Here is a 26,679-nt window from a genome sequence, read left to right as displayed (position 1 = left end):
AATTAGTATAATTTTATCGATAAATTGAATGTATGCATTAAGTAGGTCTGTCTTTATATTAGGGAAGTATAATGCAGTTCGATAAAAGCGTAACATCATCCCTACAACTATGACAGTTGATACATTGCCGTGGAGCGCTTTATTGCTGAGTGAAGTATTATGATGCTTGTTCTGTACTAAAAATGCCCTCAAAAAGCTTTTTGTCTAACTTTTGAGGGCACTGTATTTAAATTGCCGATTTTTGTTTTTATACCAAATACTCGAATAATGTTTGGTCTTTATTGATTTCAATTACATCAAATTTGTACTCTTTCATACGGGTAATTAAGGTATCATAATCTTCGGGTTTGTTGAGTTCAATGCCGACTAAGGCTGGACCACGTTCCCGTTCCGTTTTTTTGATAAATTCAAATCGGGTAATATCGTCTTTAGGCCCCAATACTTCGGAGACGAAAAGTTTTAATGCTCCCGGACGTTGTGGGAAGCGGACGATAAAATAATGTTTGTATCCTTCATAAAGTAAGGACAGTTCTTTGATCTCGCTCATCCGGTCGATATCATTATTCCCGCCAGATATGATACAGACTACTTTCTTGCCTTTAATTTCATCTTTGTGGAACTCTAGCGCTGCGACGGAAAGTGCTCCAGCTGGTTCGACGACGATGGCATCTTTATTATAGAGTTCTAAGATACAGGTACAGATTTTACCTTCTGGAATAGAACGCGTATCATCCAATAATTGCTTGGCAATATCAAATGTTATTGCACCGATTTTTTTTACAGCAGCGCCATCAACAAATTTGTTGATCTGTTCCAGTTCAATCGGTGCTCCGTTTTCCAGTGCGGCCTGCATGGACGGTGCACCTTCAGGTTCGACTCCATAACATTTGATCGCTTTATTTTTGCTTTTCAGGTAATAGCTAGCTCCTGCAGCTAGTCCGCCGCCACCAATCGGAATAAATATGACATCCATATCGGGAAGATCCTGAAGCGCCTCGACGGCTACAGTACCTTGTCCTTCCACGACTTTAAGATCATCAAATGGGGGAATAAAAGTCATACCATGCTCTTGGGTGTAAGCCAAGGCAGCTTTTTGACAATCGTCAAAAGTATCTCCGGTCAACACAATTTCAACATTGCCATTGCCCCACATTTCGGTCTGCGAAATTTTTTGACGTGGCGTTGGGCCAGGCATAAAAATAACACCTTTAATACCCAGTTTGTTGCAAGAAAAAGCTACTCCCTGAGCGTGATTGCCGGCACTTGCGCAAACCACACCGCGCTGTCTTTCTTCGTCTGTCAGGGAGATAATCTTGTTATAAGCACCGCGCAATTTATAGGAACGTACCACTTGTAGATCTTCTCGTTTGAGATAGACTTCGGCACCATATTTTTCGGATAAATGTCGGTTATATTGTAAAGGCGTACGATTGACCACCGATTTGATGCGTTCAAGCGTAGCTTCTGAATTAATGTTTAGGGTTGATAGATCCATTTTTTTACAGGATGATTAAGGTTGTATTTTGATGAAAAAAGGCTGCAGATGCAGCCTTCCATTTTCTATATCTTTTCTTGGATGAGGCTTTTTAGGTCATCATCACAAATATTTTTCTTTTCGTCAGCTAAAAGCAAAAAACGTTGATAACAATCTGCCAGATCATCTTTTTCAAGATGGAAACCTAAGCGCTCTAAATGGTGTTTAAGCGCGTGTCTTCCTGAACGGGCTGTTAAGATAATGTCTGCTTCGTCAAGGCCCACATCTTCTGGTCGGATGATTTCGTAATTTTCACGATGCTTCAAGAAACCGTCTTGGTGGATCCCTGAACTATGTGCAAAGGCATTACGGCCTACAATCGCTTTATTGGGTTGCACAGGCATGTTCATCATTTCACTGACCTTACGCGATAGATAGGTAAACATACGGCTATCGATATTTGAAGTTAAACTTCCGAACGCTTGGTTATGCACCTTAAGGATCATCGCAACTTCTTCCAAAGAGGTATTACCTGCACGTTCGCCAATACCATTGATGGTACATTCTACCTGACGGGCTCCATTTTGTATGGCAGCGATGGAGTTGGCTGTAGCAAGACCTAAATCATTGTGACAATGCGCCGAGATAATTGCTTGATCAATATTACGAACATGTTCCTTAAGATACTTGATTTTAGCCCCATATTGATCTGGCAAACAATAACCGTTGGTATCAGGAATGTTGACAACCGTAGCACCTGCAGCAATAACAGATTCAATCATTTTAGCCAAAAATTCCAAATCTGCACGACCTGCATCCTCTGCGTAGAATTCGACATCTTCCACATAGGATTTAGCGTGTTTGACAGCCGCTACCGCACGTTCTAAGATCTCCTCACGTGTACTATTGAATTTATATTTGATATGCATGTCCGAAGAACCGATTCCGGTGTGGATACGCGGACGTTTTGCAAATTTTAAAGCTTCGGCAGCTACGTCAATATCGTTTTGATTGGCACGGGTTAATGCACATATAATAACATCATTCACCGCTTTGGACAATTCTACAACAGATTGAAAATCACCAGGGCTTGACACGGGGAAACCGGCTTCGATGATATCTACACCCAGTTTTTCCAGGTCTTTAGCGATCTCAATTTTCTCCGGAGTAGTTAATTGGCAGCCTGGTACCTGTTCGCCATCACGTAATGTGGTGTCGAAGATGTAAAGATGATTAGGATCGTGTAACATAATTTCTTAATTCAAAAGATTTACAAATTAAAAGGGTATACTATCTAATAAACCCCAATACTTTTTCGCCCATTTCCTGAGTGCCTAGGATTTTGGAAGCCTCTGTATTGGTATTCGCGATATCACCGGTTCTCCAGCCTGCTTTAAGCGTTTCAGCAACAGCATTAGTCACTGCTTTTGCCTCTGCTTGGAGGCCAAAGCTAATGTCTAGCATTAATGCAGCTGATAAAATTGAAGCAAGTGGGTTCGCCTTATTCTGACCCGCGATATCATGCGCCGAACCGTGGATAGGCTCAAAGAAACCGGTACCATCGCCCACAGAAGCCGAGGCTAACATCCCCATTGATCCAGCAATCTGTGAAGCCTCGTCCGTCAGGATATCGCCAAAAAGATTTGCTGTTAATACCACATCAAATTTCTTCGGATTCTTAACCAATTGCATTGCTGCGTTGTCGATAAACATGTGTTCAGTTTCAACGTCTGGGTATTCTTTTGCAATTTCCTGGACAACTTCTCTCCATAGGCGAGATGTCTCCAATACATTGGCTTTGTCGACAGAACATAATCTCTTGTTTCGTGTACGTGCCGCATCAAAAGCTTTGCGTGCGATACGCTCAACTTCATAGCGGTGATAGTTCATCAAATCTGACGCGAAGGTGTTGTCCTCATTGCGGTTTTTCTCACCAAAATACACGTCACCTGTCAGCTCACGGAAAAATAGAATATCTGTTCCTTTCAAGATCTCAGGTTTTAAACTCGAAGCATCCAATAATTCATCAAATAAAAGGATGGGACGAAGATTGGCATATAGACCTAATTCTTTACGGATCTTCAGCAAGCCCTGTTCTGGTCTTACTTTAGCCGAAGGATCGTTGTCGTACTTAATATGTCCGATTGCACCAAAAAGGATGGCATCAGAAGCTTTCGCTTTCTCCAACGTTTCGTCTGGAAGTGGATTACCTGTAGCCTCAATAGCTGTATGTCCCATGATCGCCTCATCAAAACTGAATTCATGGCCATAATTTTCACCAATCTTTTCTAAAACTTTTTTACCCCAGGTGGTTACCTCTTGGCCAATACCATCTCCAGGTATGATTAAAATATTTTTCTTCATTGTTTTATTTAGTATTGAGATATTAGATCGGAGTATTGAGATTTTAGTTGTACAAGCCAATGGCTTACTAAACGTCTCCCTAGGGATTTTTCCTATCCATTGTCTAATATCTATAATCTATCATCTAATATCTGTTATTTAATTAACGTTTTCCACATTTTCTATGTTGATAAAGCTTCTTTTTTGTGGATAACCTGTTCTACCGATTTAATTTCTCCTTTTTCCAATATGATCCTGTTGTCTATACAGGAAGGTAATTGGCTTTGGAAATGACCAACATAGATGAGGGTTTGGCCACTTTTACTCAAGTCATCAATGACGTCATTGAAATATTGGCTTTGCTCTTTGTCCAAACCCTGGCAGGGTTCATCTAAAATAAGAAGTTCTGGATGTTTCACAATCGTACGAGCCAATAAGGCCAAGCGTTGTTGGCCCAAAGGCAATGACCCCAGTGTTTTGTGTTTTACCTCTTGAAGGTCAAAAAAATGAAGAATTTGTTCGAGCTTTTGCTGTTGTTCAAATCCTAATCGTTGGTAGAGACTCATGGAATCAAAAAAACCAGAAGCTATAGTCTGTCCAACGTTGGCGTTCATGTCGTAGTACCAATGTAATTCGGGGGATATGATACCCAGGTGTTCTTTGATGTCCCAGATACTTTCTCCGGATCCCCTTTTCTTGCCGAAAAGATGGATATCATTGGCATATGCTTGTGGGTGGTCTCCGTTGATGAGACTAAGTAAAGTCGATTTTCCAGAACCATTGTGCCCCTGCAATAGCCATTTTTCGCCTGCTCTCACTTCCCAGTCAATATTCTTTAAGACTTGTTTTTCGCCATAAGAGATATTGATCTTGCTCATCTTTACCATAACCTGAGAAGATACTTTAGGAGCCTGTTGCAGAAAATAGGGCAGTGCCTTTCTTGTCCGTGGCAAACCCTTAGAAATTTCTTCACTACTTTGACGCATGGCAATTTTACCATTCTGGATCTCTGCAAAACGATTGATGCAGCTGGGTTGTTCGTCATCATTGCTGATCAATAACAATGAGACTCCTTTATCTGCAAGCTGATCAAAGATTTGATTCAGATCTTTTCTTGATTGTACATCCAAACCTGTATAAGGTTGGTCGATGACAAGCACCTGAGGTTGAAGCCACAGCGCTTTGACCAACTGTAATCGTTTATGCTCGCCACTTGAAAGTTCGATCAGTTGTTGATCTTTGAAATTTTCGAATCCAAAAATTGTCAGGTAGGCGGTTACGTCCTCAAAAGAAAGCTGCTCTTCTTTTTCAAAATGTTTTAATTCAGCAAAAACGGTTAATGTATCGTTTTTTGCAAATTTGTTATATCGCTGTTGGTAATAGAAATTACGGTCGCCTTCGAGATTGGTAAACTGAAACCAATTGGAAACGTAATGAATTTTTGCTGGCAGTGAACTATTCGGATCAGGATTAAAGGTTATTGTGCCTTCATATTTCAATTGTCCAGCAATAGCTTTTGCAAGCGTTGTTTTTCCAGTGCCGCTGGGACCGCCTAAGATCCATTGCTCGCCAGGAAAAATTTGCCAATTTAAGTCCTGCAGCACGGTATCTTTACCATGTTGAATAGTTAAATTGGCAATATGGACGACTGGGTCTACCATTTTCTTATTGTCTCAAATGATTCGATTAATTCTTTTTGATTAAGGATAAAATCGATATCATCGTATCCATTAATCAAGCATGATTTTTTATAGGGATTAATCTCAAATTCAAATTGATCACCAGTTTCTGTTAACACAACTGTTTGCTTTTCGAGATCAACGATAATTGCTGTGTTTGGGTTTTGCTGTACCAATTCGAAGATTTTTGCCAAAAATTCTTCGGTAACCTGTATGGGCAATACACCATTATTAAGGGCATTACCTTTAAAGATGTCGGCAAAAAATGAACTGATGACAACATCAAAACCGTAATCTTGAATTGCCCAGGCAGCGTGCTCACGACTGGATCCGCAACCAAAGTTTTTGCCGGCAACCAATATTTTACCCGAATAGGTTGGGTTGTTTAATACGAAATCAGCTTTGGGCTGATTGTCGCTATCAAAACGCCAGTCGCGGAATAAATTGTCTCCAAAGCCTTCCCTTGTGGTCGCCTTTAGAAAACGTGCCGGTATGATCTGATCGGTATCAATATTTTCAATAGGTAGTGGAACTACCTGTGAAGTTAAAGTTTCAAATTTTTTCATTTTTTTTAAAGTCAAAATAAAAAACCAAAAGCTTTTAAATATTAGCTTTCTGTTTTTTTATCTGTTTTATTTTCAGTCGAACTATAGTTGTTCAAAACCTTTTCCCGTTGTTGTTCGTACTCCTCTTTGGTGATAAGCTTGTCATCGTACATCTTTTTAAGCTCTTGTAATTTCGCTGATAGTGATGTATCCGTTATTGCTTCCTTTTTTGCCCCTGCACCTAAAGGTATTAGTTCGTAGGTATGTTGGTCTTTATATTTCATTGTCCATAGAAATGGAACCAAGACAAAAATACCACCTATAATGGCACCGACATCAGCTTTTTCGTTTCGTGAGAAACTTGTCGAAAAAGGTTCATAACCTTCTTTTTCTATTTTCACGTCCGTTGTACTACCGACGATTTTAGTGTCCTTATACGAATATGGTGTTGTACCAGCATATTCTCCCTGAATATAAACTTTTGCACCAATAGGATTGGATTGAATTAACGTTTTGCTTGCGCAACTGGTAAAAAGTGTCGCCCCTGCCAAGATGATAGATGTGATCTTAATATTACTTTTCATTTTTTAGATTAATATATGCTATAATTTATTTTTAGATCAACTCTCTTACATCTGTTACTTTACCTGTTACTGCTGCTGCTGCTGCTGTCAATGGAGATACCAGCATAGTGCGGGCATTAGGCCCTTGGCGTCCTTCGAAATTTCTATTGGAAGTGGAGACACAATATTTGCCAGCAGGGATTTTATCCTCGTTCATACCTAAACATGCCGAACAGCCTGGTTCACGTAGTTGGAATCCAGCGGCTTCAAATATTTTATCTAAGCCTTCTTCTTTAGCTTGTTTTTCTACTTGTTTGGAGCCTGGTACGATCCATACTTCGACGTCATGCGCTTTCTGTTTTCCTTTAACAAATGATGCTACTTCACGTAGATCTTCGATACGAGAGTTCGTACAGCTTCCAATGAAGACGTAATCAACTCGATTGCCTAAGACTGTCGAATCGTCTTTAAATCCCATATAGTCCAGTGCTTTTTGATAAGATGGTCTTTCGGATTCAGGTTGTGCGTTTGTGGCTGGAATATGTTCGGCAATACCCATACCCATTCCTGGGTTTGTACCATAGGTAATCATTGGAGCAATATCAGCGGCATCAAAAGTCAAGACTTTATCAAAGATGGCATCTTCGTCAGAATATAATGTCTTCCAGTATGCTAAGGCTTTGTCCCATTCTTCTCCTTTTGGCGCGAATTCACGACCTTCCACATAATCAAAAGTGATCTGATCTGGTGCAATAAGTCCACCACGTGCGCCCATTTCTATACTCATGTTACAGATGGTCATGCGCGCCTCCATACTCAAGGAGCGGATTGCGGAACCAGCATATTCGATAAAATAGCCTGTACCGCCGGCAGCTGAAATTTTGGAGATGATATAGAGGATGATATCTTTTGCTCCAACGCCCTTTTGAAGGGTACCGTTAACTTCGATTTTCATTGTTTTAGGCTTGGATTGCAATAAACATTGCGTCGCAAAGACCTGTTCAACCTGAGAAGTTCCAATACCAAAAGCAATAGCTCCAAAAGCACCGTGTGTGGAAGTATGGCTATCGCCACAAACCATCGTTTTACCGGGTAGTGTGATACCCAGCTCTGGACCAATTACGTGTACAATCCCTTGATAAGGATGCCCCAAACCATATAATTCAATACCAAATTCAGCACAATTTTTGGTCAGCATATCGACTTGATATCTCGATAACTCTTCTTTGATCGGCAAATGTTGGTTGAGTGTCGGCACGTTGTGGTCGGCAGTAGCTACCGTTTGTTTTGGACGAAAGACTGGAATTCCTCTTTTGCGTAAGCCATCAAAAGCCTGTGGTGAAGTAACCTCATGAATCAAGTGGGTATCGATATACAAGATATCTGGAAACCCTTCTTCACGCTTGACGACGTGAGCATCCCAAATCTTTTCTACTAATGTTTTTGACATTTTTATTTCTCTCTTATGTTATTTTTATATTTATCAAGGTGATATTGTAAATGTCTCAATATCACCTTGATTTTAATATACTAAATTACGAAATATTCATGATTTTACGGCATGTATATGAATGGAATTCATCGGGATATTCCATCCGGCCATTCGAAAATAAATAATTTCGTATGTGTTTTATACAGTTTTGATTGCCTTCATAGCAGTCATTGCTTTGCGCAATTTACGGCCAACGATTTCAACTGGATGATCCCGTAAAATTTCATTGATGACAACTAGTTGTGCATTATCAACCGCTGCATCTTTACCTTCGTTAAAGTTTTTACCTACTAAATCGGTATCAACAGTTTTCATGAAGTCGGCCAACAATGGTTTACAAGCTTGGTCGAATAGGTAACAACCGTATTCTGCTGTATCAGAGATAACGCGGTTCATTTCGAACAATTTCTTACGAGCAATTGTATTGGCAATCAATGGTGTTTCGTGCAATGATTCGTAGTATGCCGATTCAGGTTTGATACCCGCTTCAACCATTGTTTCGAAGGCTAATTCTACACCAGCACGGATGAAAGCAACCATTAGCGTGTAGTTGTCAAAGTATTCTTGCTCGTTAATTTTAACGTCACCAGCAGGTGTTTTTTCGAAAGCAGTTTCACCTGTTTCAGCTCTCCATTTTAGTAAGTTGGCGTCACCATTTGCCCAATCTTCCATCATCGTCTTACTAAAATGACCTGACATGATATCGTCTTGGTGTTTTTGGAACAATGGGCGCATGATATCTTTTAATTCTTCAGAGATCTCAAAAGCTTTCACTTTTGCTGGATTGCTCAAACGGTCCATCATACCGCTTACACCACCATGTTTTAGGGCCTCAGTAATCACCTCAACACCATATTGTACTAATTTGGAGGCGTAACCCGCTTCAATTCCTTTTTCGATCATTTTATCGAATGATAGGATTGAACCTGTTTGCAACAAACCACAAAGGATTGTTTGCTCACCCATTAAATCTGATTTTACTTCAGCGACGAATGAAGATTTCAATACACCAGCTTTGTGTCCGCCTGTTCCAACACAGTATGCTTTTGCTTCTGCCCAACCTTTTCCTTGTGGATCATTTTCTGGGTGAACAGCGATTAAAGTAGGTACACCAAAACCACGAAGGTATTCAGCACGTACTTCAGAACCTGGACATTTCGGTGCTACCATGATCACCGTAATATCTTTACGGATTTGCATACCTTCCTCAACAATGTTGAAACCGTGTGAATAAGACAAGGTTGCCCCTTCTTTCATCAACGGCATAACAGCATTGATAACCGAAGTATGTTGTTTATCTGGAGTCAAGTTAATGACCAAATCCGCCGTTGGAATCAATTCTTCGTAAGTTCCTACGTTGAAGTTGTTGTCCGTAGCGTTTTTCCAAGAATCTCTTTTTTGTTCAATAGCTTCTTTACGTAAAGCGTAAGATACGTCCAATCCGCTATCTCTTAAGTTTAAACCTTGGTTCAAGCCTTGTGCACCACATCCTACGACTACGATTTTTTTACCTTTTAACGCATTTACACCATCAGTGAACTCTGTGTTATCCATGAATTCAGCATGACTTAATTGTTCTAACTGCTCTCTAAGCGGTAAGGTGTTGAAATAATTTGCCATTGTTTTACTTTCTTTCTGTTTATTGGTTGTTGATTATTTATTTTCTGATTGTACTAATTTACGTTGTGCCAGGGCATAACCATAATGGACATTATCATGTCCTGAGGTCAAAGCGATCACCTCTTCGACCGTATCCATTGGATAGCCATAGGTCGCGGTAGAAAAAGAAGTAATTGATCCAAAAAGGCCATCCTCATAGTCTTTGGCGATCTGTTCGATACTGTGGATAGCAATTTCTTTTAGTTCATCAATTTCAGCTTGTTCTACAAAACGTGTGGGTTTGGTATCTTTTTTATAGTCTTCGTTGTACTTTACCCATGAGGTATCTGCTTTGATACCAGTACGGACATAGACTAAAGTCTGCGTGCTCACAACGATATGTCCGAAATTCCAGATAATATTGTTATTGAATCCTGCAGGGACTTTGTTGAGTTGTTCTACGGAAAGACTATCAATTAATTCAATGAATTTTTGACGTGTCTTTATGATAAATTTAAATGTTTCTTGCATATTACTTTTAGCCCTTACATCGTAAATACATCATCTCGTTTATCGAGATATTCATTTTCTACAATTTCTTGAGATGGTTCTTTTGCCTCAAACTGAACTAATTTGGAGTGGAAGCCAGCACTATCTTTAATGATAGCAATACGTGCTCCGCGTACAAATTCGATCAATCCATATTTTGTCAGTTCCTCAGTCAGCTTATCGATCTCTTCACGATGTCCCGCTGTTTCAAATACGATATAATCATTACGGATAACAACCACGTTAGCACCGTATTGGCGCAATAAACGTTCAACATATACTTTTTCATTGACAACATCAGCTGGTACTTTATATAAAGCTTGTTCTTGCCAGATTACTTCGTCATTTGTGTTATAGTAGGCCTTAAGGATATCAATCTGTTTCTCCAACTGACGACAAAGCTTACGTATCACATCTTCTGCCTCTGTAATGACAATGGTAAATCGATGTATTCCTTCAACTTCAGATGGAGAGGTATTCAGGCTTTCGATATTGATCTTTCTTCTTGAAAAAATCGTGGAGATTCTACCAATAAGACCGATAGAATTCTCTGTATATAGGGTAATGGTATATTCTTGTTTTTCCATTTTAAACTTTACTTTAAGCGGATCTCTGATACGGATGTTCCTTGTGCAACCATCGGGAATACATTGTTTTCCTTTCCTACCATAACTTCCAATAGATAAGCGCCGTCATGATCAAGCATTGTCTGGAGAGCATTGCGAAGATCTTTTCGTTCTGAAATTTTCTGTCCCTCAATATAATAGCCCTTAGCCACTGCAACAAAATCAGGACTGGTGATGTTTACAAAAGAATAGCGCTTGTCGTGGAACAGTTGTTGCCATTGACGTACCATACCCAGGAACTCGTTGTTCAGGATCATAATTTTTACTTTAGCGCCAAATTGCATGATGGTCCCCAATTCCTGAATGGTCATTTGGATACCGCCGTCACCGATAATGGCTACGACAGTTTTCTCTGGAGCGCCATACCAGGCACCAATCGCTGCTGGAAGACCAAATCCCATGGTTCCCAATCCGCCCGATGTTACGTTTGATTTGCTCTTGTTAAATTTTGCATAACGGCAAGTGACCATCTGGTGTTGACCAACATCTGTGGTTATGATGGCATCACCACCGGTTAATTCATTTAGCACGTTGATCACCTCGCCCATGGTCATGATATCCGTTTTTGGATGCAACTCCTCCGTGATGACTTCCTTGATTTCCTCTTTTTCGAGTTCACGGAATTGAGCCAACCAAGCGGAGTGATCCACAGCTTTAACCAATTCAGTTAGCATTGGAAGCGATTCTTTACAGTCTCCCCATACCGGAACGGTTGTTTGCACATTTTTATCAATTTCGGCCGGATCAATATCCAAATGGATCACTTTTGCCTGTTTGGCATATTTGTCCAATCGGCCTGTGACACGGTCATCGAAACGCATACCAATCGCGATTAAAACATCACATTCGTTTGTCATAACGTTTGGGGCATAGTTACCATGCATCCCCAACATACCAACATGGAGTTTGTGGTCGGTTGGAAGTGCACTCAAACCCATGACAGTTGCCGCAGATGGAATGCCTGTTTTTTCGATAAAAGCTTTGAACTCCTCTTCCGCTTTTCCTAGGATAATCCCCTGACCAAAAAGTACGAATGGTTTTTTGGCATTATTGATTAATTCAGCGGCCTGTTCAACATATTCCTTACGGACCTGTGGTGCAGGTCTGTAGCTACGCACATGATTGCACTTTTCGTAACCCAAATAATCAAATAATTGCAGTTGGGCATTTTTAGTGATGTCGATCAGTACCGGTCCTGGACGACCCGTACTGGCAATATAAAATGCTTTTGCGAGTGCGGCTGGAATTTCAGTTGCGTCAGTGACTTGATAGTTCCATTTGGTGACCGGTGCGGTAATATTGATGACATCTGTTTCCTGAAAAGCATCTGTTCCCAATAGTGAAGCAAAGACCTGGCCTGTAATACAGACGATTGGGTTACTGTCAATCATGGCATCTGCCAGTCCAGTAACTAGGTTTGTTGCTCCAGGACCACTCGTCGCGAAGACGACACCTGTACGACCAGAAGTTCTTGCATAACCTTGGGCCGCATGGATTCCTCCTTGCTCGTGGCGCACCAAGATATGTTTCAAACGATCCGTATAATCATAAAGGGCATCATAGATGGGCATAATTGCGCCACCCGGATAGCCAAATACGGTATCAACTCCTTCGCTCAATAAGGCCTCCATAACAGCTTTCGATCCCGAAATTTGTGTCGGAGTTTCCTGCTTGGTAGCAGCCTTATTTTCTGTTATTTCCAGTGTACTCATTACGTTGATTTTTTAGTTTTGTTGATTATTCAGTCTTTTAGTATTTAGATATTAGATCTGAGACATTGGTTTTGAGCTACTGTTTGTTGAAGTCTCTACTTGCCAATGTCTCTATTTTTGATTTCTATAGATCAGTTACACAGCCTTCCGAAGCGTCGGCTACGGTCTTAGCATATTTATATAATACCCCTTTGTTAACTTTCAAAGCCGGTTGCACCCAAGCTGCGCGGCGTTGTGCAATCTCCTCATCCGAAAGGTTCACGTTGATCGTATTATTGACAGCATCAATCTCGATGATATCGTCGTCATGTACTAAACCAATTAACCCACCTTTGTAAGATTCTGGTGTAATGTGGCCTACAACGAAACCGTGTGTACCTCCGGAGAAACGCCCATCTGTAATGAGTGCCACTGATTTACCTAACCCAGCACCGATAATTAATGAGGTAGGTTTAAGCATTTCTGGCATACCTGGTGCGCCTATTGGACCTTCATTTTTAATAACAACAACATCTCCGGGCTTAATTCTACCTGAGGCAATTCCTGCTACTAAGTCATGTTCGCCATCGAATACACGTGCTGGACCGGTGAATTTTTCGCCTTCTTTGCCTGATATCTTTGCTACAGAACCTTTTTCAGCCAGATTTCCGTAAAGGATCTGTAAGTGTCCTGTTGCTTTGATCGGGTTGCTCAATGGTTTGATAATAGGCTGGTCATATTCCATAATGGATTTTACATCAGCTAAGTTTTCAGCAACAGTTTTTCCGGTTACGGTGATACAATCACCATGTAATAAACCTTCATCCAAAAGATATTTCATCACGGCTGGAGTTCCACCATATTGTTGAAGATCCTGCATCAGATATTTGCCAGATGGCTTAAAGTCTGCCAATACAGGTGTTTCGTCACTCATACGCTGAAAGTCATCTTGCGAAATATCAACGCCTACCGCCTTACCGATTGCAATAAAGTGAAGTACGGCATTGGTACTACCCCCTAAGATCACAATGGTACGTAATGCATTTTCGAAGGCCTTACGTGTCATGATATCGGAAGGTTTGATATCTTTTTCCAATAGGGTACGGATATGTTTACCCGCCTCTAGACATTCATTTTTCTTTTCTTCTGAGATTGCTGGATTAGACGAAGAGTAAGGTAAACTCATTCCCAGCGCCTCAATTGCAGAAGCCATTGTATTTGCTGTATACATACCTCCACAAGCTCCGGCGCCAGGGCAGGTATGTTTGATGATACCTTCGTAATCTTCGTCAGATAGATTGCCGCAAATGCGTTGTCCCAAGGCTTCGAATGCAGAAACAATGTTCAGTTCCTCGCCTTTATAATGTCCCGGAGCAATTGTACCACCATACACCATTAGCGATGGGCGATCCAAACGGGCCATTGCCATAATGGCACCGGGCATATTTTTATCACATCCAGGAATTGAGATCAGACCATCGTAATATTGACCGCCACAGATCGTTTCGATGCTATCGGCGATTACATCTCGGCTCACCAGGGAGTAACGCATGCCATCTGTACCGTTGCTCATTCCGTCACTGACACCTATTGTACCAAAGGTCAAACCCACTAAGTCATTGCTCCAGACACCCTTTTTGACAATTTGTGCCAAATCGTTAAGGTGCATATTACACGTATTACCATCATATCCCATGCTGGCAATACCGACCTGCGCTTTTTCCATATCGGCATCAGTAAGGCCGATACCATAAAGCATCGCTTTAGCAGCAGGTTGCGTTTCGTCTTGTGTAAATGTACGGCTGTATTTGTTCATTGCATTTTCGCCGTTAGATAATGACTTCATAATTTTCGTTCTCTAATACTAAATTTTTATATCTTCTTTGGATCGACGCGCCTATGCTGTGCTCCCACTCTTCTTGATAGATCACATCGTCAACTTGTTTGATTCCGATAATTTCTGCCGCAGTACCGCATAGGAATGCGCTGTCTGCGGTATAGATGTCTTCTACCGTCAATTGTCTCTCAATAACTTCGAAATTCAGTTTTTTACAGATGTTTTTAACGGTCTGCCTTGTAATACCAGGAAAAATGTTTTTTACTGGAGGTGTATAAATTTTGAAATCTTTTTCGATAAAAATATTTTCACTGGAAGCTTGGGCGACAAAACCTTCATGGTCAAGCATGAGCGCTTCGTCAAAACCCTTGTTGATAGCTTCTGTTGTTGCTAAAATGGAGTTTACATACTGGCCTGATATCTTCGAGTCCGTTTTAAAAGATTTTGGATTCGGTCTTTTGATGTCAGAAATACAGACACGTAATAGGTTATGGCCGAGATAAGGTCCCCATTCCCAAGCAGCAATCATCAAATTTGCTTCCGTTGAAGAAGTCAGGTGCATATTCGAGCCGGTGAGTACCAGCGGTCGGATATAAGCTTCCCGCAAGTTGTTGACGGCCAAAAGCTCATAACATTTGTCAATGAGTTCCCGGTTACTCCATTGGTAAGGGATATTGACTGCCTCGCAGGATTTTTTTAATCGGTCAAAATGCTTGTCAGCTTTAAAAATTCGCGGACCATTATGGGTATTGTACGCGCGTAAACCATCGAATACAGCGTAGCCGTAATGAAGTGATTGTGCAAAGGGATTCAATGCAGCTTCGGAAGCCTTTACAAAAGCTCCATCTAAATAAATCAATGTGTTCTTGTCGTAATATTTCATAACCCCAAATTTACCTGATGTAAATAATTTCCCTTTTTGGTTTTGCTGGTAAATCATGCTATCTCAGGCTTCTGTAAAAACCCGTGATTTTCATTTCCTCAAGGTAGCAGGAATTACAATAATTGGCAATAGGTAAAGTGCTAATTTTCTATTTAGAATAAAATTTTATGTTTTTAATTTTTTTAAAATTTTAAACTGAGTTTTTTGTGTTACTAGGTTTTAAATTTTGTTAGTCGTATACCGTATTTAAAATTGGTCTACTTGGTGAAAAAATTATTTTTTGTTACAAAGGGTAAATTTCTTCTTAAAATGAAGAAATTGTCAAAAAAACTTTAAAAAAAAGAGCTTCCGATATTTCTATCGGAAGCTCTTCAATATTTTAAAATCAATTGATTTAATCTCCGATAATTCCTTCAGCAAGCACGGTAATGACATTGTCTTTTGCTTCCACAACACCACCTTTAATGAACACTTCTTGTCCACCTTTACCTTGTTGAATAATTACTTTTCCATCTTCCAAAGTAGAAACAATCGCCGCGTGATCTTTCAAAATTTGAAAAGAGCCCGCAGAGCCTGGGACAGTAACCGATGTTACTTCGCCTTCGTATACTAATTTGTCGGGAGTGATAATTGTTAATTTCATTATTCTTAGATATAAGATTTGAGATATGAGATTTGAGAACTTTAGGTTTTCAAATAGATATGAGATAATCGAAAGTCTATTATCTCATATCTAAGGTCTAATATCTAAATTAAACTGCTTCTGCTAATAATTTCTTACCTTTTTCGATCGCATCATCAATGTTACCGACCAAGTTGAAGGCAGCTTCTGGATATTCATCCACTTCACCTTCAATGATCATGTTAAAACCTTTGATGGTATCTTTGATGTCAACCAATACCCCTTTTAAGCCTGTGAATTGCTCTGCTACGTGGAAAGGTTGTGATAAGAAACGTTGTACACGACGAGCACGGTGTACAGTTAATTTATCTTCTTCAGATAATTCGTCCATACCTAAGATGGCGATGATATCTTGCAATTCTTTGTAACGTTGAAGAATTTCTTTCACACGTTGCGCAGTATCGTAATGTTCAGCACCTAAAACAGCAGGAGAAAGGATACGTGATGTAGAGTCCAAAGGATCCACAGCAGGGTAGATACCTAACTCAGCAATTTTACGAGACAATACTGTTGTTGCATCCAAGTGAGCGAATGTTGTCGCTGGAGCAGGGTCAGTTAAATCATCGGCAGGTACATATACTGCTTGTACGGAAGTGATTGAACCGTTTTTAGTTGATGTAATACGCTCTTGCATCAAACCCATTTCAGTAGCTAATGTCGGTTGGTAACCTACTGCTGAAGGCATACGGCCTAATAACGCGGATACTTCAGAGCCAGCTTGTGTAAAACGGAAGATGTTATCTATAAAGAATAATACGTCACGACCTTGACCTTCGCCATCACCATCACGGAAATATTCCGCAACCGTCAAACCTGACAAAGCTACACGTGCACGCGCACCAGGAGGCTCATTCATTTGACCGAATACGAAAGTACATTTAGATTCTTTCATTAATTCGTGGTCAACAGTGTCCAAAGGCCATTCGCCTTTTTCCATGCCTTCCATAAAATGCTCACCGTATTTGATGATACCAGATTCCAACATCTCACGTAATAAGTCATTACCTTCACGTGTACGTTCTCCTACACCGGCAAATACGGAAAGACCACCGTGACCTTTCGCGATATTGTTGATTAACTCTTGGATTAATACTGTTTTACCTACACCGGCACCGCCAAATAAACCAATTTTACCACCTTTAGCATAAGGTTCTAAAAGGTCAATAACTTTGATACCAGTAAAAAGTACTTCGGATTCAGTAGATAGATCTTCGAATTTAGGAGGAACGTTGTGGATAGGACGACCATTCTCTTTACTCAAATTTTGGATCCCATCAATGGCATCACCAACTACATTGAATACACGACCTTTGATTTCTTCACCAACAGGCATTTTGATAGGAGCACCAGTATCGACAACTTCCATTCCGCGAACCAAACCTTCAGTTGCATCCATGGCAATTGTACGTACACGATCCTGACCTAAGTGTTGTTGAACTTCCAATACAACACGTTGTCCATTTTCTTTTTGAATGTACAATGCATCGTAAATTTTAGGTAGATTTTCACTGTCGGCGAAGTTGACGTCAACAACTGGGCCGATAATCTGCGCTATTTTACCAATCTTGGGCATATTATAGGGACTAAATATTTATTAATCAATTTTATATAAGAGACATAAAAGGCCTCTTTTTTGGTCAGCAAAAATAAGGTTATTCGTTTTTAAAAACAAATAGAATTTGCAATTAAATTACATTTTTATTAATGGCGGTCAAAATGTTATCTCTTGTAATTCTGTTAGTTTCGATTCTTGCAGTTACAAATATAGTTTTGCCTGGCATTACACACATTATTTTCTTATATCGATCGCGCTTTTCCAGATATTCATACGATTCAGATCCTATTGTCTTTAAATATTATCGACCTGAAGCGATAACATGATTAGAAGTCGCTTCAGGTCGATAAAACTACTGAATAGTATGTGCTTATTGAAACTAAACTATATTTTTTTGTTTAATTCGTCTTGCAATTGGCGTTTCAACAACTGCTCTTTTTCCATCGCCTTTTTTCGGAATGTTGCAAATTCTTCTTGCGATTGTTCAGCAGTCTTTTGAAACTCTACCGTATCGACTTTAGCTTTTCTATAAGAGAATAAGAAGACGAAAGTCGCGACAGCCAACACAGCAATAATTGTCCAAACGACTGTGCTGTATAAACCTTTGGATGTATTGATTCCCAAAAATGAAAAACTATCAGTTTTTTGTTGTTCCTGGGCGAGCTGATCCTTTAATGTTTGAATAGAATCTTGTAAATTTTTAGTGTTGGATGTGTAATTGCTGGAGGAGGATTTTAATGAATAGATTTCCTTATGCAATTTTGCAACAGTGTCAACAACATTCCTTTTAACGATATCAAGGTTGGTTTTGCGGACCATCTTGAAGTCATAATTGTTTTTTGATATATAATTTAGGTGATCAAATTGATTTGCCAAGCTTCCCTTCCTTAGTCCATCTGGGCTGTATTTGTAAGCCTCTTGGGCCTGTTTAGCGGTATTTGTTGGTGCTGCCGCAGGAGTTTGAGCCTGTAATAAGGTGTACGATGAAATAAATAAAATCGTAAAAAATACAAATGCTAATCTCAATTTGCTCATGTTTGTCTATCGTTATTATAATAAGTTTGATCCGTCTATGCTAGCTACAAAGCTAGCATATGCCTGTGATAAATATAAGGAATTATTAAAAAAACGAAAATTGAAAGTGAAATATTTCTCTTTCTTCCTGTTTCTTGTGTCGGACATTCTTATGTTTCGAGACTCCAGCTTGGTAAATAACGAAGAAAGGACATGATTTTTTCTTTATATATTGCTGTATTGAGCTTAAAATAATAGGCGCCTTTTTTTGAGTTTTCTTTATCTTTTTCCTGTAGTTTGATAATTAAACCTGAAGAGAGTAATTTTCGGCTAAAGTTGCGCTTGTCAAGTTCAATATTATACACCCCCTCATATAGCGCTGCAATTTGTGGGATCGTAAATTTTTCTGGTAGCAGTTCGAATAGAATAGGATAAAGTGCCGCCTTCATACGCAAACGGTATTGCGCTGCGGCAATCATTTGATCGTGGTCAAATATTAATTTAGGGTATTTTTGCAATGGGAACCATTTTGCCTCATAATTGTCACTCAAAATGTGCTTGTATTTTTGGGTATCAATTAACGCGAAGTAACAGATGCTTACGACACGATCATTTGGTTCACGATTTGGCTCACCAAATACACTGCACTGTTCCATATAGACATTTTCGAGTCCTGTCAGTTGTTTCAAGATTCGATAAGCAGCTGCTTCTGGCGCCTCATCCGATTGGACAAAACCACCCATCAGACTCCATTTATTCCTTTCTGGTTCGAAATCCCGTTTAATTAGTAAAATTTCCAGTGACTCTCCATTGAATCCAAATATGATACAGTCGATCGCTAAAAGTATATCTGAATCTTTTTTATAATATTCCATTATTTGTTGTTTTATCGATTTTCTGACTTTACTTCTCCACATGTAATAAATCATTAAAAAGTAAATAGCTAAAAATAAGTATAATACTTGGTTGTTGTAAAGCAAAAATTGTTTTACTTCGGTAGCTACATATTATTTGAGCTCCTTATGATTTGATGGTATGAAGTTAATTCAATTTTTCAAATATGAAAATTTTCTTTCATATCTAAAAAAATAAATGTTTATTTGACACTAATTATTTTTGAATACGTATCTTAGATGATGGGCATGAAAAATAATAGGCTAGAAACAATTGTAAGTTATAAACCAAATTCAGTATAAAATGAATGAATCATATGTCATCGGGGTGGATTACGGAAGCGATTCTGTCCGTTCTGTCTTGGTCGATGCGATTAATGGGGATGAAATCTCGTCGTCCGTATTTTATTATCCACGTTGGAAAAAAGGGGAATACTGTGATGCTGCCGCAAGTCAGTTTAGACAACATCCGTTGGATTACATCGAAGGCTTGGAAGCCACAATAAAGGATTGTATACAAAAATCAGGTATTGCAAATATTGGACAAGCTATACGAGCGATTTCGGTAGATACAACAGGATCTACACCGGTTGCCGTCAATGAGCAAGGGGTTCCTTTGGCTTTGCTGGAAGAATTTAAAGACAATCCCAATGCCATGTTTGTCTTGTGGAAAGATCATACCGCTGTTAAAGAAGCCAAGGAGATTAATCTTTATAATCAAAACAGTCCAGTGGATTATCTAAAGTATGTCGGTGGCGTATATTCGTCGGAATGGTTCTGGGCAAAATTGTTACACGTTTTTAGAGTTGACGAAAAGGTACGACAAGCGACATATAGTTGGGTTGAGCACTGCGATTATATCCCGTTTCTATTAACCGGCGGAGTACAGGCATCCGCTATAAAACGGGGTGTCTGCTCTGCGGGGCATAAATCGCTTTGGGCAGCTGAATTTGACGGGCTACCACCGAATGCGTTCTTTACAGGCATCGATCCGTTATTGGACGGCATTGTGGATCGGTTATTTACGGACACATATACTTCAGATAAGCCTGCCGGTAATCTCTCTGCGGAATGGGCCGATCGCTTAGGACTTTCTACCGCTGTGGTCGTTGGGATTGGTGCTTTTGACTGTCATATGGGAGCTGTAGGCGGACAGATCGAGCCTTATTACCTGAGTAAGGTCATGGGTACATCAACATGCGATATGTTGGTGGCTCCCAAAGAGGAGGTGCAAGATATTCTTGTGAAAGGAATCTGTGGTCAAGTTGATGGTTCTATCATTCCGGGAATGATCGGCATGGAGGCTGGACAATCTGCCTTTGGCGATGCATATGCTTGGTTAAAGCAGGTACTAATGTGGCCGACGAAGCATTTATTGCAGGAAGTCGAGGGGCTGACGGAGGTTGTTCGTGAGCAACTTCTGGAAAAGTTGGAAGAAAAGCTATTGATCAGTTTAAGTGAAAAAGCGGCAAATCTGCCGGTTACATCCACATCTGAGTTGGCAATAGACTGGTTAAATGGTCGTAGGACACCGGATGCGGATCAATCGCTAAAAGGAGCGATTACAGGGTTACATCTTGGAACTGATGCTCCTCGGATATTCAGGGCTATTGTTGAAGCGACCTGTTTTGGCGCAAAAGCTATTGTGGATCGTTTTGTAGATCAGGGGATTCCTGTGAAAGGTCTGATTGGCCTTGGTGGTGTTGCTAAAAAATCTCCTTTTATTATGCAGATGATGGCTAATGTCATGAACATGCCTATTCGAATACATAAGAGTGAGCAGACTTGCGCTATCGGCGCCGCTATGTTCGCGGCTACAGCTGCCGGTCTTTACAATGCTGTAGAGGACGCTATGCAAGCCATGGGCCAAGGTTTTGAACGCACTTATATACCCGAGGAAAAATGGGTGCCAATATATGCCGAACGTTATGAACGTTACAAAACTCTCGGAGCTTTCATTGAAGGAAAGGAATCATTAACCATTACTGTTTAATCGTCGAAATTTAAATCATGTATAATTCAATAAAAGAGGAAGCATACTATTGTAATATGCAACTGCCCAAGCTGGGCCTCGTGCTTTTCACATTTGGAAATGTCAGTGTCGCAGACAGACAGAACGAAGTTTTTGCCATTAAACCAAGTGGGGTACCTTATGAGGAGCTTTCGCCCGAACATATGGTTATTGTCGACTTCGAAGGGAATGTGGTAGAAGGTGATCTCAGGCCGTCATCTGACACAAAAACGCATGCTGTATTGTACAAACACTGGAAAGAAATCGGAGGAATTACACATACTCATTCTACATATGCAACGTCATGGGCGCAAAGCCAACGGGATATTCCCATCTTTGGGACCACACATGCAGATCATTTGACAACAGATATTCCTTGCGCTCCTCCTATGAGCGATGAGATGATCGCTGGAAACTACGAACATGAAACCGGTTTCCAGATTATCAATCACTTTGCCGAAAATCAATTGGATTATAAGGAGGTGGAAATGATCCTTGTGGGAAACCACGCGCCGTTTGCCTGGGGAAAAAACGGGATTAAGTCTGTGTATAACAGTGCCGTGTTAGAACAGGTCGCCAAAATGGCTTGGTTAACAGAACAAATTAACCCTGATGCACCTCGATTAAAGCCGGCTTTAATCAAAAAACACTATGAGAGAAAGCATGGGTCTAATGCCTACTATGGGCAATAACATACTGTATTGAGAAATTTAAAGCAAAACTAATATTTAAAATGAATATCAATTTAAAAGAGCTTGAGGTCTGGTTTATCGTTGGAAGCCAGGATCTATATGGAGAAGAAACCTTACGACAGGTCGCCGTGCATGCAACGGAAATCGCTAATTATTTAGATGCTCAGGCAGTGATCCCTGTGACGGTCAAATATAAGCCAATCGTAAAAAATACAGATGAGATCTATGAGACATTAACAGCTGCAAACAATGAAAAGAATTGTATCGGTGTCATTACATGGATGCACACGTTTTCGCCTGCAAAGATGTGGATCAGAGGATTAAAAGCTTTACAGAAACCGTTATTACACCTGCATACCCAATACAATCAGGATATTCCTTGGAATGGCATCGATATGGATTTTATGAATCTTAATCAAAGTGCACATGGAGACCGTGAATTTGGGCATATCGTGAGCCGTCTGAAAATCGGTCGTAAAGTGGTGACTGGCCACTGGCAAGATGTGGAGGTATTGGAACGTATCAATGTTTGGGCGCGTGCCGCTGCTGGATGGCACGATTGGCAGGGGGCCAAATTTGCAAGATTCGGTGATAATATGCGTTATGTGGCGGTTACGGATGGCGATAAGGTAGATGCCGAGTCGCAATTTGGATTTTCTGTAAATACCTATGCCATTGGTGATCTGGTGAAGATTATCAATGAAAGTTCTGAAGAAGAAATTGCTACATTATTAGCAGCGTATGAGGCAACCTACGAACTTGCTGAGAATGTAAAAGCTGGTGCGGAATATCATGAAAACCTAATTGAGGCAGCCAAAATTGAAATCGGTCTACGGAAGTTTTTAGAGCAAGGGAACTTTAAAGGTTTTACCGATACTTTTGAGGACCTGTATGGCATGGTACAGCTTCCGGGCCTGGCGGTACAACGTTTAATGGCTGAAGGCTATGGTTTTGCCGGTGAAGGGGATTGGAAGACACCTGCTTTGGTTAGAGCGTGTAAGGTCATGGGGGCAGGTCTGCCGGGCACAACAGCTTTCATGGAGGATTATACATACCATTTTGATCCTAAAAATCCAATGGTTTTGGGCTCACATATGTTGGAGGTTGACCCAGCTCTGGCCGACGGAAAACCCCGGATTGAAGTTCATCCTCTTGGAATCGGAGGAAAAGCGGATCCAGCGCGATTGGTCTTCAATGGTCAAAGCGGGGATGCTTTAAACGCTTCTCTGGTCGATATGGGAACCCGTTTTCGTTTAATTGTCAATAAGGTTAAGGGAGTCGCTGTCGAAGAGGAGTTACCAAAACTTCCTGTTGCGCGTGTGTTGTGGAAGCCGCTTCCTGATATGAAAACCGGTTGTAGTGCTTGGATTGTTGCCGGAGGAGCGCACCATACAGCTTATAGCCTAAACTTGACCCCTGAATATCTTGAAGATTTTGCCCGTATAGCTGGGTTGGAATATGTCTTGATTGACGAGGAAACGACAGTAGCAAAACTCGAAAATCAATTGAAATGGAACGAACTCTATTATTTACTCAGTAAATAGTAGGCATAAGCCATTTATGTTTTCCTACTACGGGACATAAATGGCTTATTGCTAAATAACCAATTTGGAAAATATGGAAAAATTTGCAATGGTAGATTACATCATCTTTGTAGTTTACTTTTTTATCGTAGCAGGCTATGGCTATTGGATTTATCGTAAAAAGACAAATAGTTTAAGCAGCAGTAAGGATTATTTTTTGGCGGAAGGTTCACTGACGTGGTGGGCAATTGGCTCTTCGTTGATAGCGTCCAATATCTCGGCCGAACAGTTTATTGGAATGAGTGGCAATGGTTTTGAGGTGGGTATTGCTGTGGCTGCCTATGAGCTCATTGCGGCAGTTGCACTTATCATTGTTGCAGTGTGGTTTATACCGGTCTATCTGAAAAATAAGATTTTCACCATGCCACAGTTTTTAAATAACCGGTACAATGAGACAACGAGTCTGATTATGGCCATTTTTTGGTTGTTTTTGTATGTGTTTGTTAACTTAACTTCTATTTTATATCTAGGAGCGATTGCAATCTCCAGTATGGCTGGTGGTGGAGAAAGTTTCCATATGATAACTGTAGCATTAGCGGTATTTGCAGTGATTATCACACTAGGAGGAATGCGTGTCATTGGATTTACTGATGTTATCCAAGTGGTGGTATTGATTGTTGGTGGAGTGGCAACGACATACGTGGCGCTAACATTGGTCAGTGAACATTTTGGTCTTGGAAAAGATGTCTTGGCCGGATTTAATAAATTGATGGAGGACTCACCAAATCACTTTAATCTTTTTGTTGAAAAACCCGGACCAGGGGCTAGTCAAGAAGACATCAATAAATATCTGATGTTGCCTGGAATCGGTATGTATCTTGCGGGGATTTGGATTGTGAATCTGAACTATTGGGGCTGTAATCAATATATCACGCAGCGTGCTTTAGGAGCGGATTTAAAAACGGCACGTACAGGAATCCTTTTTGCTGGTTTTCTAAAATTATTTATGCCGATTATCGTTATGCTACCCGGTATTGCGGCCTATGTCCTTTACAAAAATGGCGCCTTACAACAGGAAATGGCTCCTGGAGGAGTCTTTCATGCGGATAACGCATACTCAGCCATTTTAGGCTACCTGCCAAATGGTATGAAAGGGCTCGCATTGGCAGCATTGACCGCCGCCATTGTTGCTGGACTAGCAGGAAAAGCAAATAGTATCGCAACCATCTTTACCTTGGATATCTTTAAAAAATACATCAATAAAGAAGCAAGTGAAGCTAAAATGGTTTGGGTGGGGAAAATTACAATCGTTGTTTCGATTTTACTTGCGGTATTATTCACTTGGAATGACAGCTTAGGAATAGGTGGTGCGGGTGGATTTACCTTTATCCAGAAATATACCGGATTTATCAGTCCGGGTGTATTTGCAATGTTCCTGTTGGGCATGTTTTGGAAACGTACTACTGGAGCTGCAGCGATAACAGGTTTAGTAACAGGATTTGCATTGTCGGTATTTTTTAATGAATTTGCAGTGAAAATATTGGGGCCTGAAACCTGGCTTTACACCGCTTTTCCCAATAAGGCAGGAGTTTATGAAATTCCTTTTCAAATCTGCATGGGATTAGCTTTTGCGTTTACGATGATCGCTATGATCGGTGTCAGTATGCTAGGTCCGAAGGTTAATCCAAAGGCTTTTTCATTGGATAGGTCAATGTTTAAAGTCGAACCATCAGTATTGGCACTAATCGTGGTAACTTTGTTGATGGTGACAGCAATTTATGTGCGTTTTTGGTAGGTGAGATGTATAATTATTATAAACTATTCCTATTTGAAATAGGATAAATCCACCCTGTATGGTGGAATAAAAACTTAGTTAACGATGAATAAGAAAATTATTATTGGCTTGTTGACTTGCGCTTCATTAGCCTACGGATGCCAGTCTAACTCGACTCAAAACAAGCAAGAAGCAAGTTCGGTTGACACCACGTCAAATCTTTCTTTTGATAGTCAAATTGATGGTAAAGATGTAAAACTATATCACATAAAAAATAACAAGCTATCTGTTAGCTTGACGAATTATGGCGCCAGGTTAGTCAGTTTGAACGTTGTTGGTAAAGAGGGAAAAAGTACGGATGTAATCTTAGGTTATAATTCGGCAGAGCAGTACAAAGAAAATTTCAACAATTATTATGGAGCTATTGTAGGACGATATGGCAATCGAATTGGCAACGCTTCCTTTACGTTGAATGGACAAACCTACTCGTTGGAAAAAAATGATGGCGATAATTCACTCCATGGTGGAACCAATGGTGTTTATAATAAGGTGTGGGAAGTAGTCAGTAGTACAGAGACGTCAATTACCCTAGCGTATACTTCACCAGATAAGGAAGCCGGCTATCCAGGGACAGTAAAGATGGAAGTTACCTATGCGCTACAGGAAAATGGAGAATTAACGATCGAGTATAGTGCAACGACCGATAAGGAAACGGTTTTGAACCTAACGAATCACGCTTATTTTAATCTTAATGGGGCTGGAGATGCGTCAATCTTAGATCACGAACTCCAAATTGATGCCAAAGCAATTACAGAGGTGGATGCGACACTGATTCCAACGGGAAAGAGCTTGCCTGTAGCTGGAACGCCTTTTGATTTTAACAAAGCTCAGCTTATTGGCGCCCATATTGAAGATGAAGATGCCCAATTAAAGATAGGGAAAGGGTATGACCATAATTTTGAACTTAACAAGAAGGAAGGTTTTCAGAAAGTTGCTGCGGTGTACGCTCCTAAGACGGGAATTGAAATGCAAATTTATACCACAGAGCCTGGATTGCAGTTTTATAGTGGCAACTTTATGAAAGATACAGATCCCAAAGGGAAAGAGGGAAAAGCTTATCCTTTTCGTTCGGCGTTCTGTTTAGAAACGCAACATTTTCCGGATGCACCCAACCACCCCGATTTTGCATCGACAGTCCTAAAGCCAGGGGAAAAATATAGTTCAAAAACAGCGTATCGCTTTTTGGTTAGATAA

22 protein-coding genes are annotated in these 26,679 nt (G+C 40.4%); 5 read left to right on the top strand and 17 right to left on the bottom strand.

Annotation, left to right across the window (positions count from 1 at the left end; genetic code table 11):
* Positions 1–247: 247 nt before the first annotated feature.
* From ilvA to B4A24_RS01275, 17 genes are all read right to left on the bottom strand, one after another.
* Positions 248–1,495: a threonine ammonia-lyase IlvA gene (gene ilvA, locus B4A24_RS01355; RefSeq protein ID WP_172396208.1), complete on the bottom strand. Its 1,248-nt coding sequence runs from the start codon at positions 1,493–1,495 to the stop codon at positions 248–250.
* A 65-nt stretch (positions 1,496–1,560) separates the two neighbouring features.
* The gene (locus B4A24_RS01350; RefSeq protein WP_293941685.1) at positions 1,561–2,724 is read right to left on the bottom strand and encodes a 2-isopropylmalate synthase; all 1,164 of its coding nucleotides are present in this window, start codon (positions 2,722–2,724) and stop codon (positions 1,561–1,563) included.
* Positions 2,725–2,764: 40 nt separating this feature from the next.
* On the bottom strand, positions 2,765–3,838 hold the full coding sequence (gene leuB, locus B4A24_RS01345) for a 3-isopropylmalate dehydrogenase (RefSeq protein WP_293941682.1): 1,074 nt from the start codon (positions 3,836–3,838) through the stop codon (positions 2,765–2,767).
* A 161-nt stretch (positions 3,839–3,999) separates the two neighbouring features.
* Complete coding sequence (locus B4A24_RS01340; RefSeq protein WP_293941679.1) at positions 4,000–5,478, bottom strand: ATP-binding cassette domain-containing protein; 1,479 nt, start codon at positions 5,476–5,478, stop codon at positions 4,000–4,002.
* A complete protein-coding gene (leuD, locus tag B4A24_RS01335; RefSeq protein WP_293941676.1) occupies positions 5,472–6,062 on the bottom strand; it encodes a 3-isopropylmalate dehydratase small subunit in 591 nt (196 codons plus the stop codon). Before leuD ends, B4A24_RS01340 begins: the two co-directional genes overlap by 7 nt.
* 41 nt (positions 6,063–6,103) lie before the next feature.
* Positions 6,104–6,625 carry a PEGA domain-containing protein gene (locus tag B4A24_RS01330; RefSeq protein WP_172396213.1) on the bottom strand — a complete coding sequence of 174 codons (522 nt, stop codon included), beginning with the start codon at positions 6,623–6,625 and terminating at the stop codon, positions 6,104–6,106.
* Positions 6,626–6,656: 31 nt separating this feature from the next.
* Positions 6,657–8,054, bottom strand: a complete 1,398-nt coding sequence (gene leuC, locus B4A24_RS01325; protein WP_293941673.1) for a 3-isopropylmalate dehydratase large subunit — start codon at positions 8,052–8,054, stop codon at positions 6,657–6,659.
* A gap of 180 nt (positions 8,055–8,234) precedes the next feature.
* Complete coding sequence (ilvC, locus tag B4A24_RS01320) at positions 8,235–9,716, bottom strand: ketol-acid reductoisomerase (protein WP_172396215.1); 1,482 nt, start codon at positions 9,714–9,716, stop codon at positions 8,235–8,237.
* A 33-nt stretch (positions 9,717–9,749) separates the two neighbouring features.
* The gene (locus B4A24_RS01315; RefSeq protein ID WP_293941669.1) at positions 9,750–10,226 is read right to left on the bottom strand and encodes a DinB family protein; all 477 of its coding nucleotides are present in this window, start codon (positions 10,224–10,226) and stop codon (positions 9,750–9,752) included.
* 14 nt (positions 10,227–10,240) lie between these two features.
* Positions 10,241–10,831, bottom strand: coding sequence for an acetolactate synthase small subunit (gene ilvN / locus B4A24_RS01310; protein WP_293941666.1), 591 nt, complete (start codon positions 10,829–10,831; stop codon positions 10,241–10,243).
* A gap of 8 nt (positions 10,832–10,839) precedes the next feature.
* The gene (gene ilvB, locus B4A24_RS01305; RefSeq protein ID WP_293941663.1) at positions 10,840–12,582 is read right to left on the bottom strand and encodes a biosynthetic-type acetolactate synthase large subunit; all 1,743 of its coding nucleotides are present in this window, start codon (positions 12,580–12,582) and stop codon (positions 10,840–10,842) included.
* 124 nt (positions 12,583–12,706) lie between these two features.
* Positions 12,707–14,407, bottom strand: a complete 1,701-nt coding sequence (gene ilvD / locus B4A24_RS01300) for a dihydroxy-acid dehydratase (protein WP_293941659.1) — start codon at positions 14,405–14,407, stop codon at positions 12,707–12,709.
* Positions 14,391–15,281, bottom strand: a complete 891-nt coding sequence (locus tag B4A24_RS01295; RefSeq protein ID WP_293941656.1) for a branched-chain amino acid transaminase — start codon at positions 15,279–15,281, stop codon at positions 14,391–14,393. The genes ilvD and B4A24_RS01295 overlap by 17 nt, the downstream gene beginning before the upstream one ends.
* A gap of 394 nt (positions 15,282–15,675) precedes the next feature.
* Entirely contained in the window at positions 15,676–15,924 is a 249-nt protein-coding gene (atpC, locus tag B4A24_RS01290) for an ATP synthase F1 subunit epsilon (protein ID WP_028071934.1), read from the bottom strand.
* Between the two features lie 109 nt (positions 15,925–16,033).
* Positions 16,034–17,536: a F0F1 ATP synthase subunit beta gene (atpD, locus tag B4A24_RS01285; RefSeq protein ID WP_223581844.1), complete on the bottom strand. Its 1,503-nt coding sequence runs from the start codon at positions 17,534–17,536 to the stop codon at positions 16,034–16,036.
* 366 nt (positions 17,537–17,902) lie between these two features.
* Positions 17,903–18,553: a hypothetical protein gene (locus B4A24_RS01280; protein WP_293941648.1), complete on the bottom strand. Its 651-nt coding sequence runs from the start codon at positions 18,551–18,553 to the stop codon at positions 17,903–17,905.
* Between the two features lie 149 nt (positions 18,554–18,702).
* Positions 18,703–19,407 (bottom strand): NUDIX hydrolase, encoded by a 705-nt coding sequence (locus tag B4A24_RS01275; RefSeq protein ID WP_293941645.1) that lies wholly within the window; start codon positions 19,405–19,407, stop codon positions 18,703–18,705.
* Positions 19,408–19,729: 322 nt separating this feature from the next.
* Here B4A24_RS01275 and B4A24_RS01270 point away from each other — a divergent pair, with 322 nt between their 5' ends.
* The 5 genes from B4A24_RS01270 to B4A24_RS01250 all read left to right on the top strand — a co-directional run bounded on the left by B4A24_RS01270 (position 19,730) and on the right by B4A24_RS01250 (position 26,679).
* Complete coding sequence (locus tag B4A24_RS01270; RefSeq protein WP_293941642.1) at positions 19,730–21,418, top strand: ribulokinase; 1,689 nt, start codon at positions 19,730–19,732, stop codon at positions 21,416–21,418.
* 17 nt (positions 21,419–21,435) lie between these two features.
* Positions 21,436–22,128: an L-ribulose-5-phosphate 4-epimerase gene (locus B4A24_RS01265; RefSeq protein ID WP_293941639.1), complete on the top strand. Its 693-nt coding sequence runs from the start codon at positions 21,436–21,438 to the stop codon at positions 22,126–22,128.
* 41 nt (positions 22,129–22,169) lie between these two features.
* Entirely contained in the window at positions 22,170–23,672 is a 1,503-nt protein-coding gene (gene araA / locus B4A24_RS01260; protein WP_293941637.1) for an L-arabinose isomerase, read from the top strand.
* A gap of 73 nt (positions 23,673–23,745) precedes the next feature.
* Positions 23,746–25,446 carry a sodium:solute symporter family transporter gene (locus tag B4A24_RS01255; RefSeq protein WP_293941634.1) on the top strand — a complete coding sequence of 567 codons (1,701 nt, stop codon included), beginning with the start codon at positions 23,746–23,748 and terminating at the stop codon, positions 25,444–25,446.
* Positions 25,447–25,530: 84 nt separating this feature from the next.
* A complete protein-coding gene (locus B4A24_RS01250; protein ID WP_293941631.1) occupies positions 25,531–26,679 on the top strand; it encodes an aldose epimerase family protein in 1,149 nt (382 codons plus the stop codon).

Origin of the sequence: Sphingobacterium sp. UBA7249, assembly GCF_002472835.1 — a bacterium.
Lineage (GTDB): Bacteria > Bacteroidota > Bacteroidia > Sphingobacteriales > Sphingobacteriaceae > Sphingobacterium > Sphingobacterium prati.
This window is presented reverse-complemented; position numbering and strand designations above follow the sequence as displayed.

What these genes read in the sequence shown, in the direction of transcription:
- atpD (WP_223581844.1), bottom strand. Translation starts at nt 17,536, where the DNA reads ATGCCCAAGATTGGTAAAATAGCGCAGATTATCGGCCCAGTTGTTGAC.
- leuC (WP_293941673.1), bottom strand. Translation starts at nt 8,054, where the DNA reads ATGTCAAAAACATTAGTAGAAAAGATTTGGGATGCTCACGTCGTCAAG.
- B4A24_RS01250 (WP_293941631.1), top strand. Translation starts at nt 25,531, where the DNA reads ATGAATAAGAAAATTATTATTGGCTTGTTGACTTGCGCTTCATTAGCC.
- B4A24_RS01330 (WP_172396213.1), bottom strand. Translation starts at nt 6,625, where the DNA reads ATGAAAAGTAATATTAAGATCACATCTATCATCTTGGCAGGGGCGACA.
- B4A24_RS01265 (WP_293941639.1), top strand. Translation starts at nt 21,436, where the DNA reads ATGTATAATTCAATAAAAGAGGAAGCATACTATTGTAATATGCAACTG.
- araA (WP_293941637.1), top strand. Translation starts at nt 22,170, where the DNA reads ATGAATATCAATTTAAAAGAGCTTGAGGTCTGGTTTATCGTTGGAAGC.
- ilvA (WP_172396208.1), bottom strand. Translation starts at nt 1,495, where the DNA reads ATGGATCTATCAACCCTAAACATTAATTCAGAAGCTACGCTTGAACGC.
- B4A24_RS01315 (WP_293941669.1), bottom strand. Translation starts at nt 10,226, where the DNA reads ATGCAAGAAACATTTAAATTTATCATAAAGACACGTCAAAAATTCATT.
- ilvN (WP_293941666.1), bottom strand. Translation starts at nt 10,831, where the DNA reads ATGGAAAAACAAGAATATACCATTACCCTATATACAGAGAATTCTATC.
- ilvC (WP_172396215.1), bottom strand. Translation starts at nt 9,716, where the DNA reads ATGGCAAATTATTTCAACACCTTACCGCTTAGAGAGCAGTTAGAACAA.
- B4A24_RS01340 (WP_293941679.1), bottom strand. Translation starts at nt 5,478, where the DNA reads ATGGTAGACCCAGTCGTCCATATTGCCAATTTAACTATTCAACATGGT.
- B4A24_RS01280 (WP_293941648.1), bottom strand. Translation starts at nt 18,553, where the DNA reads ATGAGCAAATTGAGATTAGCATTTGTATTTTTTACGATTTTATTTATT.
- ilvD (WP_293941659.1), bottom strand. Translation starts at nt 14,407, where the DNA reads ATGAAGTCATTATCTAACGGCGAAAATGCAATGAACAAATACAGCCGT.
- B4A24_RS01255 (WP_293941634.1), top strand. Translation starts at nt 23,746, where the DNA reads ATGGAAAAATTTGCAATGGTAGATTACATCATCTTTGTAGTTTACTTT.
- atpC (WP_028071934.1), bottom strand. Translation starts at nt 15,924, where the DNA reads ATGAAATTAACAATTATCACTCCCGACAAATTAGTATACGAAGGCGAA.
- B4A24_RS01275 (WP_293941645.1), bottom strand. Translation starts at nt 19,407, where the DNA reads ATGGAATATTATAAAAAAGATTCAGATATACTTTTAGCGATCGACTGT.
- leuB (WP_293941682.1), bottom strand. Translation starts at nt 3,838, where the DNA reads ATGAAGAAAAATATTTTAATCATACCTGGAGATGGTATTGGCCAAGAG.
- leuD (WP_293941676.1), bottom strand. Translation starts at nt 6,062, where the DNA reads ATGAAAAAATTTGAAACTTTAACTTCACAGGTAGTTCCACTACCTATT.
- B4A24_RS01270 (WP_293941642.1), top strand. Translation starts at nt 19,730, where the DNA reads ATGAATGAATCATATGTCATCGGGGTGGATTACGGAAGCGATTCTGTC.
- ilvB (WP_293941663.1), bottom strand. Translation starts at nt 12,582, where the DNA reads ATGAGTACACTGGAAATAACAGAAAATAAGGCTGCTACCAAGCAGGAA.
- B4A24_RS01295 (WP_293941656.1), bottom strand. Translation starts at nt 15,281, where the DNA reads ATGAAATATTACGACAAGAACACATTGATTTATTTAGATGGAGCTTTT.
- B4A24_RS01350 (WP_293941685.1), bottom strand. Translation starts at nt 2,724, where the DNA reads ATGTTACACGATCCTAATCATCTTTACATCTTCGACACCACATTACGT.